This is a genomic window from Candidatus Arsenophonus phytopathogenicus (genome assembly GCF_056113345.1).
This window is the reverse complement of the sequence record NZ_JBUIOB010000017.1, coordinates 828,976-845,776: the sequence shown is the minus strand read 5'-3', so window position 1 is coordinate 845,776 and position 16,801 is coordinate 828,976. Positions and strand designations below refer to the sequence as shown.

At 32.7% G+C, this 16,801-nt stretch carries 16 protein-coding genes and 3 pseudogenes; 6 read left to right on the top strand and 13 right to left on the bottom strand.

Annotated elements, in window-relative coordinates:
• Nucleotides 1-210 precede the first annotated feature (210 nt).
• The 9 genes and pseudogenes from sctW to AC01GB_RS07720 form a co-directional block, all read right to left on the bottom strand.
• The gene (gene sctW, locus AC01GB_RS07760; RefSeq protein ID WP_474451360.1) at nt 211-669 is read right to left on the bottom strand and encodes a type III secretion system gatekeeper subunit SctW; all 459 of its coding nucleotides are present in this window, start codon (nt 667-669) and stop codon (nt 211-213) included.
• 139 nt (nt 670-808) lie between these two features.
• The gene (locus tag AC01GB_RS07755) at nt 809-1,009 is read right to left on the bottom strand and encodes a hypothetical protein (protein WP_474451358.1); all 201 of its coding nucleotides are present in this window, start codon (nt 1,007-1,009) and stop codon (nt 809-811) included.
• A 235-nt stretch (nt 1,010-1,244) separates the two neighbouring features.
• Entirely contained in the window at nt 1,245-1,691 is a 447-nt protein-coding gene (locus AC01GB_RS07750) for a hypothetical protein (protein ID WP_474451356.1), read from the bottom strand.
• 97 nt (nt 1,692-1,788) lie between these two features.
• Nucleotides 1,789-1,944 (bottom strand): annotated as a pseudogene (locus AC01GB_RS07745) (hypothetical protein); the annotation flags it as partial.
• Nucleotides 1,945-1,996: 52 nt separating this feature from the next.
• Nucleotides 1,997-2,287, bottom strand: a complete 291-nt coding sequence (locus AC01GB_RS07740) for a hypothetical protein (protein ID WP_474451355.1) — start codon at nt 2,285-2,287, stop codon at nt 1,997-1,999.
• Nucleotides 2,288-2,319: 32 nt separating this feature from the next.
• Nucleotides 2,320-2,499 (bottom strand): annotated as a pseudogene (locus AC01GB_RS07735) (EscC/YscC/HrcC family type III secretion system outer membrane ring protein); the annotation flags it as partial.
• A 15-nt stretch (nt 2,500-2,514) separates the two neighbouring features.
• Entirely contained in the window at nt 2,515-2,709 is a 195-nt protein-coding gene (locus tag AC01GB_RS07730; RefSeq protein ID WP_474451354.1) for a hypothetical protein, read from the bottom strand.
• The gene (locus AC01GB_RS07725) at nt 2,681-3,469 is read right to left on the bottom strand and encodes a helix-turn-helix domain-containing protein (protein ID WP_474451353.1); all 789 of its coding nucleotides are present in this window, start codon (nt 3,467-3,469) and stop codon (nt 2,681-2,683) included. Before AC01GB_RS07725 ends, AC01GB_RS07730 begins: the two co-directional genes overlap by 29 nt.
• Before the next feature lie 138 nt (nt 3,470-3,607).
• Nucleotides 3,608-4,057 carry a winged helix-turn-helix domain-containing protein gene (locus tag AC01GB_RS07720; RefSeq protein WP_474451351.1) on the bottom strand — a complete coding sequence of 150 codons (450 nt, stop codon included), beginning with the start codon at nt 4,055-4,057 and terminating at the stop codon, nt 3,608-3,610.
• Nucleotides 4,058-5,687: 1,630 nt separating this feature from the next.
• On the opposite strand from AC01GB_RS07720, the gene AC01GB_RS07715 reads away from it, so the two are divergent.
• From AC01GB_RS07715 to hemB, 4 genes and pseudogenes are all read left to right on the top strand, one after another.
• Nucleotides 5,688-5,858 carry a hypothetical protein gene (locus AC01GB_RS07715; RefSeq protein ID WP_474451350.1) on the top strand — a complete coding sequence of 57 codons (171 nt, stop codon included), beginning with the start codon at nt 5,688-5,690 and terminating at the stop codon, nt 5,856-5,858.
• A gap of 15 nt (nt 5,859-5,873) precedes the next feature.
• A pseudogene (locus AC01GB_RS07710) lies at nt 5,874-6,734 on the top strand (trans-sulfuration enzyme family protein).
• A 26-nt stretch (nt 6,735-6,760) separates the two neighbouring features.
• Nucleotides 6,761-8,179 carry a Na+/H+ antiporter NhaC family protein gene (locus tag AC01GB_RS07705; protein ID WP_474451349.1) on the top strand — a complete coding sequence of 473 codons (1,419 nt, stop codon included), beginning with the start codon at nt 6,761-6,763 and terminating at the stop codon, nt 8,177-8,179.
• Between the two features lie 142 nt (nt 8,180-8,321).
• Nucleotides 8,322-9,299, top strand: a complete 978-nt coding sequence (gene hemB / locus AC01GB_RS07700) for a porphobilinogen synthase (RefSeq protein WP_474451347.1) — start codon at nt 8,322-8,324, stop codon at nt 9,297-9,299.
• A 101-nt stretch (nt 9,300-9,400) separates the two neighbouring features.
• Here the strand turns inward: hemB and crcB are convergent, their stop codons facing one another.
• A complete protein-coding gene (gene crcB / locus AC01GB_RS07695) occupies nt 9,401-9,712 on the bottom strand; it encodes a fluoride efflux transporter CrcB (RefSeq protein WP_474451346.1) in 312 nt (103 codons plus the stop codon).
• A 688-nt stretch (nt 9,713-10,400) separates the two neighbouring features.
• Nucleotides 10,401-12,053, bottom strand: a complete 1,653-nt coding sequence (gene hcp, locus AC01GB_RS07690; protein WP_474451344.1) for a hydroxylamine reductase — start codon at nt 12,051-12,053, stop codon at nt 10,401-10,403.
• 210 nt (nt 12,054-12,263) lie between these two features.
• On the opposite strand from hcp, the gene AC01GB_RS07685 reads away from it, so the two are divergent.
• Entirely contained in the window at nt 12,264-12,506 is a 243-nt protein-coding gene (locus AC01GB_RS07685; RefSeq protein WP_474451342.1) for a hypothetical protein, read from the top strand.
• Between the two features lie 50 nt (nt 12,507-12,556).
• Nucleotides 12,557-13,972 carry a M10 family metallopeptidase C-terminal domain-containing protein gene (locus tag AC01GB_RS07680; protein WP_474451341.1) on the top strand — a complete coding sequence of 472 codons (1,416 nt, stop codon included), beginning with the start codon at nt 12,557-12,559 and terminating at the stop codon, nt 13,970-13,972.
• Between the two features lie 622 nt (nt 13,973-14,594).
• Here AC01GB_RS07680 and AC01GB_RS07675 read toward each other — a convergent pair.
• Nucleotides 14,595-15,086, bottom strand: a complete 492-nt coding sequence (locus tag AC01GB_RS07675; protein WP_474451339.1) for a hypothetical protein — start codon at nt 15,084-15,086, stop codon at nt 14,595-14,597.
• 366 nt (nt 15,087-15,452) lie between these two features.
• A complete protein-coding gene (locus AC01GB_RS07670; RefSeq protein WP_474451338.1) occupies nt 15,453-16,748 on the bottom strand; it encodes a dicarboxylate/amino acid:cation symporter in 1,296 nt (431 codons plus the stop codon).
• Nucleotides 16,749-16,801: the final 53 nt, after the last annotated feature.

The following is a 16,801-nucleotide window of genomic DNA, read 5'->3' as shown; positions in this document are numbered from 1 at the left end:
TAGTGATTTATACTATCTTAAATGAAAAAATTATTTAATTTTTCTATCAACTGCTCTTTTATTATTTCTTTATCATTCGTATCAATAAAAATACATAGTGGCAATTTTTTTATTAAATTATAAATTAATTGAGTTATTTTTCCTTTATCTTCATTACCACTATCCACTTTTAATAATAAATCTAGAAAATCACCTGTAGCATTAGGTTCTTCAAGTACACCAATAAAAAAATAATACTATGTTTAACTCCTGAAAGGGAATTGCTTTACTTTTATAATAGTTAATTAAAGATACAATAAAGAATTTATCATATGATTTTATTGTTTTTATTTGATTTAATCTTGACAAAAGATTACCAAATTCTATTCGGCTACAACTGGGATCATTAGAATTAATATCAGTAATCGTCGCATTTTCGATAAATTGCAAAATTATTTTTCGATTTTCTGTTCCATAGGTTGAAATCCAGTTACCATAAATTTGTATCTCATATAAATCCGTTTCAATAAATTGTCTATAACTTTCACGCAGTAAATAGGGTTCAACATCTATTTTAGAGCTAAATATACGTGCTTTGAGAGCAACATTAATTCCTGATTTTAATCGTTTTTTATTCGTGGTTTGTTCTACATAACTTAATACATCTGTTATTTTTTTCTTTTTTTTCATGTAGCATATTACGCCTAATTAAAGCTCGTAATACGATTACTAAATCACTATCATCAGTTATTAACTTTCTAAGCTGTGCTACTAAATTTTGGGGAGAAATTTTCGACGCAGATAAAATATTTACTACTTTATCGATTTTTTAATCGATTTCATCATCCAAAATATAGTCAAATTCATTACAATTTTCTAATTCACTTTTTCTAACTAAATCTCTTCTCTGTCTAGTTTGCGATAGTAATAGTGCTTTTCCTTGTTCATTACTAAATTTTTTTTGGTTATATTGATGCCTTTCTTCAATTTTGCTCTCGCTTTCATCGTTAAGTGCCTCGTATCGATCCATTTTTTCCTGAGTATTCACTTTTTCCATAATTAATTATTGTCTATTACGCAGCATGTACTGGACAATATTATAAGAATTATTTATGTTATTACTCATCAACGATTACTCGAAAAATTTGACATCCAATTTTCTAATTTATTATCAAATCTATCTTCTATTACTTCTTTAGCAATATTTTCCGCTCTCAAACTTAAAGGATTAATAATCTCTTTAGGTTGTATAAGAAATACTCTTACTAAACTATCTTTTTTTCAGTAGTATAGCGAAATATATTACCTAAATAAGGAATATCTCCCAGTAATGGTATTTTTTCTTCTATATTTCTATGTTCATCACGAGTATAACCACCAATTAATAAGCTTTTATTCTGAGGTACTCTAGCAATAGTACTAATATCTGTTCGTCCTATTTCTGGTAAATGATCAGTTAACTGTTGCCCTCGACTTCCGTCTTGAACGGTAATCATCATTTCTATCTGATTATCAAGAGTAAACCTAGGTAATACGCTAATGGCTGTACCATAAGTAACATTTTTTAAATCTGTCGCTCTTTCTCCAATCAATTTAGTATAAAAAGTTCGATTATTATCAAATATTGCTGGAATATTTTCTTGTGTTAGTACCATTGGCCGAGAAACAATATTTGCTTTATCATTCCTTGTTAATGCAAATATATCTGCCATAAAACTAGCTCCATCGATAGTGCTTGTTCCTGCATTTATCGATATACCTAATTTTTGCCCAATATTAGCACCACCACTCCATTTTATACCAAGCTGATCATTCTATATCAATAATCCATACCGATAGTTCTATATGCCTTTTAGTGATATCTAACTGTACTACAATCTTTCGTAAATAATTTACTTGTTCTTTATTACCTTTTATTAATAAGCTATTATTACCAGGATTAGATATAATAGAAACCTCACCTTTATTTAACGATAAATCTTCTGTTAGTGATGAATTATTATTCTGATTAGCTAAATCATCTTGATTTTTTTAGCGTATGCGTTTTTAATTTTGCATTATTACTACTTGAAGCATCCATCAATTTATTTATTATTGATGCCATTCCTGGAATAATAATATCATTAAGCATATATTGATAATGACGATCCTCTAAAAATGTATTATATAATGGCACAATTGCTATTTTTTCTTGGCCATCAAAGCTTGTAGTCACTTCATCTAAAAACTGAGCAGTATTAATTATCGTCTCAATATAGACTGGCGGCCCAGATATATAAAATAAACGATTGTTACTACCTGAGCGCAATGGATAACGTTCATCATACAGACCTGAATCTTTTAAAAATTTTTTATCTCAGAAACTGTCGTATTATGTAAAGTAATAACAGTATCACGCATTTCAATTGCATCACAAATATATATTACTTGACTATTATCGTACCACATCAAATTAAGTTGCTGAGTAATGTCTTTTAAAGTATCCAGTGGATATTTAAGATCAAAATCGCCAGTTATTTTCTTTTTTACAGCAAGCTAACTAACTACGATTGGTTTATTAATAACCGAAAATAAGGCATCAAAAACACCACGCATAGTTTCATTTTTAGCAATATAACCTGATTCGATATTTTGCTCTGATACAGCTTTAGAACTGGGCAATAATATAAAATTTAAAACCACTAAAAAAATTAATATACTGCTATCTTTTCTTATCAGTAATTTCTTCATCGGTGACACTAGATCCTTTCCTTTGATAGTATCTTTTTAACCGGCTCGGACTTATCCCCAAAAAACTCTTCACTTCATCAGAAAAATGAGACAAATTGGAATAACCATATTTAAAAGCTATTTGTGTAATATTATGATTTTTATCGTTTAAATCTAATAACGCATTAACTAATCGCCATTTTTTTAACTCAGTTTTAGGAGAATTACCTAATGCATTTCCTGCTAATTTTCTAAAGTAAGAAGCAGATAATCCATATTTTACACTCATTTTCTGTAATTTTTGGTTCCCTTCTAACATCGATTCTTCAAGCAGAAAACTGACAATACGATATTCTTCATTTTGGCGTAATAAAGAAGAAAACCTTTCTGCTTTTTTTTCTTTATTAATTTGTTGACTCAAAAACCAATATTCAAGATTTTTTTGTTTTTTATAAGTATCAAAATTAAAATTAATAAAAGCAGAAAGGTAATTATTCTTAAAATTATGGATTTGATTATTTGCTTTATCAATAAAAGCCTGCATTTTAGCTAAATGTAAGATATTTTCTTTTTTTAACCTGATTTCACCCGATAGAACATCTATTTTAGAAGGTAAAATCATCATGATACCACTCTCTCCAATATCGAAACAGCAAATTTCTTGATTTCCTTTTGAACTAATACGAAGTTCTGTTTTACTTACTGCCGTAACATAATAAAGGACTGGATTTTCTAATAAAATTTCGTCATATTTTATCCACATAGATTCACTCTGCCGCAAAACTTGCTCCTTAACATGAAACCAGCTTCTAGCAAAAAACACGATCTCATTAAACCTTAAAATAACCCAAAGATCACAACCAAATTATGACGAAATCATGACTATTTACATTTAATGTTCAATGTTAAACGCTGAAAACTATCCTTTATTGTATTTGAAGAACAAATACCCTCTTTGAATACAGGTAATATTTCTGCCAATACTTTGCATATAAAACCCACTTTGCCGCTTATCATGGTTAGGAATTTCGTATAAATAATCATTCTTCGCATTTAAATCAATAAGTTTTACATCACTATTAAAACAATATCCTCTACCATAAATGGTTATAATCAAATTTTCCTGTTTAAACAATTTTCTCAATGAATATATGCAACGAACAACTGATTCATCTTTTACTTCGCCACCTTGCCAAACATAAGCAACGATATCATCTTTCTTTATAATCTTTTTACTATTAGCCACTAGACAACTTAATGCCCTTAATTCTTTAGGTGGTACTGCAATAATTTCTCCATTTTGCATCAGCATTTCATTGCAATGCAATCGATAATCTAAAAATTGAAAAACTAAATCTTGATGTTTCATAATAAGCATCCTCTTCTACAACTTTATTTAATAGTCTAATTAATAGCCATCCTTGAAAAGGGTATCCATAATAAAATTGCTCTACACTATCCGTTATTCTACAGATTTTTTATTATTTACATTAAATAAAACGATTGAAGGTTAAACAACTCTTACCACTAATATGAATAAATTTAAATTTTTTAATTCCATTACTTAACTCCGCTAATGAAAACAAGCATCAGTATGATTTTTAAATAATAAAATATATAGGAAGTATAATAATATATTATAATAGTTATCTATTACAAGAAAAGATTAAAGTCATATTACCTCAATTATGCAATTTGTTTTTATCAATCCGTTTACGCATTATTGATAGCCTAAAACTATCAAAAAAATAAAAATTTTAATAACTAATTGATAATAAATAATATTATTATATTTTTTATTTATGTATCAAAAAATAAACATAGGCAATGTGTTTTTAATTTAACAATAATGTTTAATGCTTAAAATTATCTAAAATGAAACATTTTATTATCTAATAATAAATGTTTTTTAAACTTTCACAATAAAATATTCTTTTTTGATATTTTATTTGATAATAAATTTATTTTGTTATTTCTAAATATTTTATCAAATAAAATCTACTGTTATAAATTTATTATTACTTACACTCAACATTAATTTATTGACTAATAAAATAGTTTATTAAATATTTTTAATGATATCCCAATCTATTTATGTTTTTTTTTAAACAAAAGTAGATATAAGATACTTTTCCCCTTTCAATACAAAATTATACCAATAAATATATATTTGATATGTACTGCAGGCTTTTGTTTACAACTAATTCATTCATCATCTTTTAATGCTCCAATTTTTCTTATCATTCATTTTTTTGCTGTATAAAAATAAACTTAAATTTTAATAACTAATATTTAGTTCACTCTATAAAAGTTAGCTATTCTTTACTGCTTCAACTAGCCACTTTCCTCTTATTGTAAGTGATAATTTTATTTTTAAGCTATTTTTTAATTTTCTATAAGCACTAATTAATGATATTAATTATCTTTATAAGCTATCATTGATAGATTTTAACACTAAAATAAAATCAAAATATGACTCTTTCATCTTACATGATAAATGGAAATTTATTTTATATTGTGAATAAAAATTTTATACAATAAAATTTAACTTACATTATGATTATGTAAAATAAAATATAACAATATTTTATTTTTTTTGGAAATACTTAGTTGATTTTTATATAAAAAAATTAATATCAAGACGTAATGAAAATAAAAGAATGGATTATTTTTAAAAATAATTCATAAGAATATTATGAAGTCTATATTTTCTTTTAAGTTGTAATATTTCTTATTTATCAATCTGCCATTATAAATACCATATTTTTAGTATTATAAAAACAAAATATATATTATATTAACGAGAAATAAAATATTTGTTATTTTATAAAATACGCTATTACTCCTTAGCATATTGGTGTAGGATAAATATAACAGTACAAATATATCAAATAGACCCTTTGGTTAACACGAATCTATTGTAATTCTACCCATTCATACAACTATACTTATTGTCATATAATGAATTAACACTGACTAAAAAAAATATAAGGATTATAATGGCAAAATTTTCAACTATTTTAATTCATGGTGGAAACCAACTTGATAAAGCTAATAATGAGCTTTTCCCCACTATCACCACAGCAAGTAGTTTTATTCAACAAAATATTGATGTAAATGGTGAAGTTAGCTACTCAAGAATTAAAAATCCAACTCGCTATGCATACTAAACGTTACTTGCCGATATTGAAAAGGGTATTTATGCTACCGCAACCGCATCAGGTATCGCTGCAACATTACTAGTATTAAATTTGCTACCACAAAACTCTCATATTATTGCCATGCAAGGGGTCTATGGCGGCACTTACCGTATATTTGAAAAGTTAATCAAAGAAACAAGTGGTCATCAAGTTGATTATATTGATCTCAATAATCTCCAACTAGTCAAACAGTATTTACGCAATAATACCCGTCTGATTTGGATAGAAAGCCCTACTAATCCGCTATTAAAACTTGTTAATATCAGTAAAATTTGTCAGCTGGCAAAAGAAAATAACATCATAACCTGTGTCGATAATACTTTTGCTACTGCCTGGAATCAAAAACCCCTTGAATTAGGCGCTGATATTGCCATGCTGTCTACCAATAAATACATAGGCGGACACTCAGACTTATCTTGCATTAAGGGGATTAAAAACTTTAGATCTTCGCATGACAAGACAATGCGCTAATGCACTGACAATTGCCAAGTTTTTAAATAATCATCGTAATATCACAAAAGTATACTATCCAGGGCTATCAGATAATCCCGGTATCATATTTGTCAGACACAAATGAAAACTGGTGGCGCTGTTGTTACCATTAACATTAATGGCAATCGAGATAACGTAAAAAATATTATCAGCAAATTGCAATATTTTGTTCTGGCCGAGTCATTAGGTGGTGTTGAAAGCATGGTAAATCATTCAGCAACCATGTCCCATGCCGCTATGACTGAAGATGAAAGAGTAAAAATGGGCATTTACGATACAACATTACGTCTATCCGTAGGGATAGAAGATATTGACGATCTACTTAACGATTTAGAGCAAGCACTTAATTTTTAATACTCAGCTAGAGACAGGGTATCGCAATGAATGACTACGGAATTTGGACAGTAATTACGCCGCTTATCACTATTATACTCGCGATAATAACACGCCAAGTGATCTTATCATTATTGATAGGTATTTTAGTTGGTTATACCGTTATTAACGATCACAATATTTTGTTAGGCATTCAAGCAACACTAACAGGAATTATTGCTACTTTTGCCTCCCCCGGCAATACACAAGCTATTATTTTTATTTTGTTAATTGGCGGAATTATGCGATTAATTAGCGTCACCGGCGGTGTTAGAAGTTTAGTATATTTACTAACCAATAAAACGCGTTTAATAAAAAATAAAAAAGCAATTCAACTGCTAGCCATGTTTATTTCAATAATCATTTTTATTGAGAGTTCTATTAATCAATTAGTCGCTGGTGCTTCCACTAAAAATATTGCTAGATATTATGGTGTTTCCGCAGAAAAAATGACCTATATTATTCAAACCTCTGGTGTCTCTGTATGTTCTTCTGTCATGATCAATGGTTGGGGAGCAGCCATGATGGGGGTTATTGGCGTACAAATCTCTAAAGGTTTTATTTCTGGCGAACCATTCGAAATTCTTGCTACCGCTATGCCATATAATATTATGGCTTGGTTATCACTAGCTTCAGTACTATTTTATATCCTCACCGATTATTCATGGGGGCCGATGAAAATAGCTGAACAAAAAGCGATTGCCAATCAACATCGATCTCATCAGCCATCTTCCATTGCCGATGAAGAAGTCATTGATCATCCAGCAACCAACACTGTATTGAACTTTTTCATTCCTATTCTTGCAACGGTTTTAATGGTACCTATCGCTCTATATATCACCGGTAATGGCGAGTTCATTAAAGGCAGTGGTTCAACCTCTTTTTATTGGGCAGTTATGTTTGGTACTTTAGTCTCGTTTATCTGGTTTTTAGCCCACCGCATTTTGACGATCGAAAGTTTCTTTAAGGAAATTTATATCGGTTACGCCAGCATGATCAAAATTAGCTCAGTGATGATTTTAGCTTTTTTAATGGGCAATGTTTCTGCCGATCTTAATACTGGTGCTTATATTGCACAAATTTCTTCAGGCGTGTTGCCGGAAGGGTTTTCGATAGCTTTTATTTTCTTAATCACCGCTATCATGTCATTAGCAACCGGCACTTCATGGGGAACTTTTGCTATCATGATCCCAATTGGCGTGCAATTAGCGCTTTCCGTTAATATGCCTACCGAATTAATGATCGGAGCAGCGATTACCGGCTCGATTTTTGGTAATATGACTTCGCCAATTTCTAGCGACGCCATCGTTGCTTCAATGGCGACTGATTGTGATCATATTGAACATATCAGAACCCAGATGCCTTATGCTATTGTTACCGCAATAATCGTATTGATTATTTATTTCTATTTAGGGTTCAGCCAATAAGACAAAATGGCATGCATAGAGAAACAGCGCTATCAATAAAGATGTAAGATGAATTAATAGCATTTATAATACGCTTCAAATATTATTATGAAAAAAATTATACGATTAATTATAATTTATGTAGCAATAGCAAGGAGAAGGTGTGCAATATCAACAGCCTATTCGTCGTTTAAGGCGATTACGTCAAACAGAAACAGTTCGCGCTTTATTTAAAGAAACAATTTTAACGCTAAATGATCTTATATTGCCCATTTTCGTGGAAGAAGAAATTAAAGATTATCAGCCTATTGCAACTATGCCTGGGGTTTTTCGTATCCCGGAACACAAGTTACCTTATGAAATCGAACGGATCGCTAAAGCCGGGCTCAAGTCAGTGATGTTATTTGGTATTTCCCATCATCTTGACGAAACAGGTAGCGATAGCTGGCAAGAAAATGGTTTAGTTGCCCGTATGTCAAAAGCCTGCAAGGATAGCGTACCCAATATGCTAGTCATGTCAGATACTTGTTTTTGTGAATACACCTTTCACGGCCACTGTGGTGTTTTAGGTAGCAACGGCGTTGATAATGACGCAACATTACTCAACCTCGGCCGACAAGCAGTCACTGCGGCAAATTCTGGTGCTGATTTTATTGCACCCTCTGCCTCAATGGACGGGCAAGTCAGGGCAATTCGTGAAGCTCTGGATAAAGCAGGTTTTACTAATACCGGTATTATGTCCTATTCAACCAAATTTGCATCTAAACTTTATGGCCCTTTTCGCGAAGCGGCAGGCTCTTGCTTAATTGGTGATCGCAAAAGTTATCAAATGGATCCAATGAATCGTCATGAAGCAATTAGAGAATCATTGATAGATGAACAAGAAGGCGCTGACGTTTTAATAATAAAACCTGCTGGTGCTTATCTCGATATTATTCGTGATATTCGTGAGCGAACTGAACTACCATTAGCGGCTTACCAGGTCAGCGGTGAATTTGCCCAAATTAAATTTGCTGCTCAAGCAGGCGCGATTAATGAAATCGATGTTGCGCTAGAAACATTAGGTGCCATCAAACGTGCCGGTGCTAATCTGATTTTGAGCTATTTTGCGTTAGATTTAGCAGAAAAAGAGTGTCTTTAAGCAATTTAGGTTGACAAAAATTGTCAGATGCTAGTGATTCTGAATTAATTGATAAATCACTATACCAAGGTAAGTTACCAATAAGGTACTAACCACCTGAATTAAAATTTCCAAAATCCATGATAGTAGCGCTGTTGCTGAAAGGAGAGCATAACTTCCAATGAAACGGTAGAAAAAGTTGATAAACCACCACAAAAACCGGTCATTACCATCAATCGCCACTCAGGTGATAGGGTATAATGGTTAGCAAAATAAGCAAAAGCAAGACCTAATATAAAACTAGCAATAACATTTGACAGATAAGTCCCTAATGGTAAAAATGCAATTAATGGATTTAATTTGGTTGACAAAAGCCAACGTGAGATACCACCAAGCGCAGAGCCTATTGAGATCGCCAAAAAGATTTTAATCATAAATTATTTCATCCAATAGAACACATCATCAGCAATATTTTGTGCCATTTTTTCTATAGTAGCAATCGCCTTGATATAACAAATAATTAATAGTAAATAATACAATAATAATTTGTTAGCATTCCCAGTAGCTGGAAATTATGCCACCCTACCGCCAAAATTCACGTCTTTGATCGCTTTAATCATGATAAGTTAAAATGACTTAAAGTGTATATTTTAATTTGACTAACACCATAGTCAATTATTTTTTTTATAATAAATATAAAAAATACGGTAATAATAACAACAGTAAGTGTTTTTTTGTATCTTTTATCTGTTTTACCGAAAGTATTAACTAAAAGATTTATTGGGTTAATGTGGGGAATTAAATATATTGATAGCTTAAATTGAATATTTATAATTAGTGTTTAGAAAAATTTCTATTTAACTAGAGGGATTGTAATAAAAAATTAAACCGGCGAAATAGAATATTATTGAATAATAATTATTTGTGTAAAATAGATTTATTAATAAAAAACATTTTATTGTGAAATTTATAATAAAAAAATTTATTAAAGATTAATAATAATGTAAGTGAAAACAATAAAGTTACCGCCATTGGTAAGGAATTGAAGGCGCGAGCGTTAAACAAAGGTACAGCCCGCTGCCGTTCCCTGGCATTAATTGTATCTATTGATATCTTTTATTCTTATGCAGACAGCAATTGCCGCATATTCTGCTCCACATTAGTGATTTTTCTTAAACCAAATTTTTTCTCGAAGATAGTGAGCAAATCTGGAGTCAAGAAAGCGGGTGTCGTTGGGCCAATTATGATATTAGTTATGCCAAGTGACAGCAAGGTGAGTAAAATAGCAATCGCTTTTTGCTCAAACCAGGAAAAAACCAAAGATAGCGGTAGATCATTCAGGTTACACGATAATTTTTTCGCCAGTTTGATGTCAAGAATAATTGCACCATAAGCGTCATTACATTGACCAACATCGATTAAGCGTGGTAAGCCTGCTATTTCAGCAAAATCCAATTTATTAAAACGATATTTACCACAAGCTAAAGTTAGAATTATGCAATCATTTAGCACATGAGTGGAAAAATTGGTGAAATAGCTACGCTTAGGGCGCGATCCATCACAACCACCTACTAGGAAGATATGGCTGAATTTTTTTACTGTGATTAACTCAATTAGTGTATCTGTTGCATCCAGCAGAGTGCGGCGACCAAAACCAACTGTAACCTGATGTTCAATTTCACTATATGGGAATCCTGCCATCTGCTGTGCCATAGCAATCACGGCGCTAAAATCGTTACCTTCCAAATGGTTTATCTCTGGCCATCCAACAATACTGCGGCTCCAGATACGATCGGAATAGTTGCCAACAAATGGATCGATAATACAATTTGATGTCATAATAATGGGGCCGGGGAACTGGGCAAACTCGATTTGTTGATCCTGCCGGCCACCTCCATAGTTGCCGGCAAGATGTTTGAACTTATGTATTCCTGGGTAGCCGTGTGCTGGTAACATTTCACCATGGGTGAAAATATTAATACCTGTACCTTCAGTCTGTTGCAATAAGTTGTGTAGATCTTTCAGATCATGGCCAGAAACCAGAATACATTTACCTGCAATGGGTTTTACGTTAACTTGAGTGGGTATTGGGTGGCCATAAGTGTCAGTTGCACTGGTATCTAAAATGCCCATGACCTTAAAATTCATCTGACCAATTTCCATTGCACATTGCAATAAAGCATCCATATCAGATGGCAGGCTACCTAACCATGCCATAATTTTATGGTATTGGTAGTAAATATCGTTATTGTATTGACCGAGAACTCTGGCATGCTCCATATAAGCCGCTGCACCTTTCAAACCGTACAGACAAAGCAGACGTAAACCAAGAATATTTTCACCAATCACCGCTTTATCTTTATTTAGCGCGTACTCTGCTGCTTGATACTGTAACTCGCTAGGATCGTCACTGAATAACTGCAGTTCGGCCATTGGATGATTTATAATAATCGTTGGATCTTTAGCTAAGCATTGAATTTTCAGTGCCTCACGTTTGGCTATTGCTTCACGCGTATAGGCAATGATACGCGAAGAGTCAAAATTTACATTAGTTAAAGTAGAAAAAAGGATACGCGGTGAAAAGTGGTTGACTTGATGATCAATGATACCATTTTGATAAGCTTTAACTGTCCATGCCGATAGACCCTTTAGCGCAGCGATCAATAGATCTTGTAAATCAGATGTCTCAGCTGTTTTACCACATACACCACGAGTATAATTACAACCATTGCCAGCTGGACTACATATCGTTTGCTCACATTGCACACAAAACATTCTGACTCCTTTAAATTTGCATTTTATATACATGTTTATACTATACTTTCATTTTCATCGATGGGTATTAATGCAACCATAATGGTATTTTTACGCTTTAATTAATACCTCTACTTTTAATCATTAAGTTTTATGCTTAAGCGCTAATTGACCACTGTTGCCAACGGGAAACGCAAAAGTTATGGCGGCAAATGAAAAGAAAAAACGATATTGGGGTATACGTTAATAATAAACAGAACTCCGCCACCATCGCAGCCAGCAGTAACCCCACGGGAAGCATCATTTTTACCTCGTTCACAAGAGTCAAAACAAATTGTTGAGCTAATGAATGATTATGCAAGAGGCGGTTATAGTTATGGAGTCAAGAATAAACCTTCTTATAATATTGCTAAAGTTGCAGAGCAAATTCAACCTGGAATGGCAAAAATATTCTTGGTAAACATGCTGAAATAACTTACTCTTTTTATGACTGGGGTCAGGCGAATGAGCCTGGTTCAAATCAGATGGTAGGCCTTAGCGAATTGCAACAGCAGCAAATATTACTTGCATTACAATCTTGGGCCGATGTCGCTAATATTACTTTTATCTATATATCAACGCCAAATAGCCAAACAAATCTTGATTTTGGTAATTTTAACAAACCGAAAGGTCAAGCTTTCGCTTATTTACCTAATTCTGGAGTTCTTGCAGGACAATGCTGGTTTAATGTTCAGAATCATTCAGAAAATTTATATCCAGAGAATGGTAATTATGGACGGCATACTTTTACGCATGAGAGTGGTCATTCCTTAGGTTTGTATCATCCTGGTGAATATAATGCACAAGAAGGTGTTAGAATAACTTATTTGTTTGATGCGAGTTATAGGGAAGATTCTCGGCAATTTAGTGTAATAAGTTATTGGCCTGAAGGTGCCACCGGGGCTTATTTTCACGGGCTTTATGCAGCGGCTCCCATGATGGATGATATAAGTGCTATTCAACGGTTGTATGGGCCGAATATGAATACTCGGACTGGGGATACAATCTATGGTTTCAATTCTAATGCTGACAGAGATTACTATTCAACCAATGATGCCCGTATAGGTCTTGTTTGCTGTATATGGGATGCTGGAGGAAATGATACTTTAGATTTTTCAGGATATTATCAAAACCAACGAATAAATTTGAAGAGTGGAACATTTTCCGATGTTGGTGGCTTAAAAGCAAATTTTTCAATTGCTGCTGGAGTGGTGATTGAAAATGTTATCGGCGGTAAAGGCAATGATGTTATTGTTGGTAATGATGCAGATAATCATATTAAAGGCGGAGCTGGCTCTGATAATATTTATGGCGGACTTGGTGCTGATCGACTTTGGGGTGATGGCGTAAATCCGCAATCGATTCGGTTTACTCGGGCCATTGAAAGTATTGGAGTAAAGAAGCTTAATTTTGGCTCTTTAAGTTCACAAGAGCTGCAATCTATTGAGCGTGAAATAACTTTATTTGATCCAGTTAGTGCCGTTGGAATAATAGAGTCAGAAGCTGACCAATCTGCCACTCAACAGCAGGCCGCACAACCGATTACGCAGCAAAGAGTTGATCGGCAAACCGTAGTTAACAATTATGAAATTATCGAAAAAGATTATTTTGTTTATCATTCTGCTAAAGAATCTACACTCTCAGCCTATGATTTGATTATAGGTTTTCAGGCTGGAATTGATAAAATAGATCTTGCCTCTATGAAAATTAGCAATAAGGCACAAAATAGAGATAGCAAGTATGTTGTTGAACACTTTAGCAATACGGTTGGAAAAATCGAGGTAATGAATTATTCGGATAATATCCATCGTATTTTTATCAAAGGGGATAACTATTCAGAAGGGGATTTTATGCTAGACATTTTAGGTTCCTTTATACCAGAAACCGATATTGTTTTATGATAGTTATATTGGCGTCCTTAAATTAATAACGTTAGTATTATTAACAAGAACAAATGATTAGCTTGGCTTTTATTTTTGTAAATTGGTGATATTGCATGAAAATATTTTGCTGATGATATTAACTCTTTTCTGGTTAAGCCTAATTAATTTAGTAAAATTGAATCAGTTTTATTTGCTTAGCTGTTACCAATATAAACAATAGTAAAATAAATACTCTAATAACTATTTGTTTTAAAAAGTATAAAAATGAATTTTTATTTTTCTGTTAATTCAATATTTATCTAATAGCTTATCATGACTAGTGAAAATATCATGTTATTTATGTCGCAGCTATTACCGCCAATTTGGGCTCTGGGTAAAGACATTGCGAATATACTATTTTGGTAAACCGTTTTTGGTGTAATAAATCTGGCAACTATTTTAATCAACATGTCACAGCATTAATTTCAAATTATTATAAATTTTATATGATCAATCTTGCCAGGTTAAAAAAAGAGGCCAGAAATACTGGCCTTATCAGGTTAGAAGGAAGTGTAAAACAATATTATTCTTATTTCGATGGTTCTAACTACAATTAACTTTTTAACAATATTTTCTTTTAATTCATTAAACTAATTGAATTTTATTGTTTTTGTGGTTGAGAATTTTGTTGCATGGTTACCGCTTTTTCTTTAGCGCTTTCACTTAAAGTGTTTGCCTTATTGGTTAGATCCTCTTTAGCCGCTGCTGCTTTATCAGATAATGTCTGGACTTTAGAATTAAACCCTTCTTTAACTTGGGTCGCTTTTTCTTTGGCTTGATTTGTGGCTTCAGTGGATTTATCTGAAATATTTTGTTGCAACTCTGATGTTTTTTGTTTGGTTGTTTCTTTTAATTGATCTGCTTTTGTTGATAGTTTATCAGCTTCTTCAGCAGCTTTATTTTTTATATCGGTTGCAGCTTCTTTCGCATCATCAACCACTTGTTTAGCTTTTTCTGCCCCAGCTTGTTTTATTTGTTCAGCGCTTTCCTTGGTCTGTTGGATGGCATAGTCTACTTTAGGTGATTCATCACAAGCAGTAACAGCAGTTATTATACCCGCCAAGATTAGCATGCTTAGAATTTTTTTGTTCATTGATAGGTTCCTTTCTATATATGCATGGACAATCATAAATAAGTGTATAATCAATAAAAAAGACTTTAACATTATAGATACATCTATTAGATAAAGACATAAGACTGGATATAATATTTTAACAACATAACAACTTGATATGTATAACTCTGTAGCTTATGTCCGTTATCCATTAAGCATAGATGAGAATTAGAGGAATGAAAAAAAATTACCATCAGTAATTATACTAAAAATGAAAATGGCTAATCCTTCTTAAGTTCAATTAATTAAATACTTAAAATCAATCAAGCATATTATATCTTAAGTAAATAAGCCGCGCCTACAGGCGCGTCTTGTTGTGTTATTTGGCTGGAATATTATCTATTATTAAGATTTCAAACTAATTTTATCAGTAAAAAGATTATCAGATTTTTCTTTCGGTGTGCCTCGGCAACCGTCGCCATAGTGTTCACCTTCCCAGCGACCAACCAGTGCCGATCCCATGGCATTACTCATGACATTCGTTGCTGAACGTCCCATATCTAAGAAAGGATCAATACCCATTAATAAAATTAAGCCGGATTCTGGAATATTAAATTGGCTTAGTGTCGCTACAATAACGACCAACGATGCCCGTGGTATACCAGCCATACCTTTAGATGTCAGCATCAAAATCAACAACATAGTGATTTGTTCACCCATACTTAAATGGATATTACATGCTTGACCGATAAAGATAACTGCAAATGAACAATAAGCCATTGAACCAACAAGGTTGAATGAGTAACCAATTGGTAAAACAAAGCTAGCAATCTTATTAGAAATACCAAACTGTTCCAGTTTTTCTAAAGTACCCGGAAAAGCCGCTTCAGAACTTGAGGTGGTGAAAGCGAGTAAAGCCGGTTCCATGATGTTTTTGACTAAGCGTAAAATGCATGGGCCAACGATTAACACGGATACCCCAATTAAGATCACCCAGAGTAACGCTAGAGTAAAGTAAAATTCTCCCATAAAAATGCTAGTACTGATCAGTACACTCAATCCGCGTTCAGCAATCATGGCTGAGATAGCAGCAAAAACAGTAATAGGGGCAAAAAGCATAACATAGCTTGTCAGCTTCAACATTACGTAAACCAGTGAATCTAGAATTTTAATAATCGGTTCACCTTTTTTACCTATGGCAGATATGCTGCATCCCATAAAAATTGAGAAAATTACAATCTGTAAAATCTCATTACGCGACATCGCATCAATGATACTAGTAGGTATAGCATGGGCAATAAAATTATGGAAAGAAAAGGTGGTTGGTTCGATATTTGTCACCGTTGAATTGGTCTCTGCCACGAAATTGATACCTGCTCCTGGTGTAAGAATATTAACAATAACCAGGCCAATGGTAATTGAAATGAAAGAAGCAACCATGAAGAGTAACAATGTTTTTGAGAAAACACGCCCTAAGGTTTTGGCGTCACCCATTTTGGCGATCCCGACGATCAAGGTTGAAATAATTAATGGTGCAATAATCATTTTAATCAAACGCAAAAAAATATCTGTAATGATCGAAATATTTTTGGCGTAGCTGGCCGTTATTTCTGGATTGGTGAATGAATTTAATGCAAATCCAACTATTATCCCGGCGATCAGGCCTACAATAATCCAAGTGGTTAAACTTTTCGATTTCATAATGATTCCATTTTAGTCAGGCCGGTATTAGATCTCATATTATTTAACAAGCC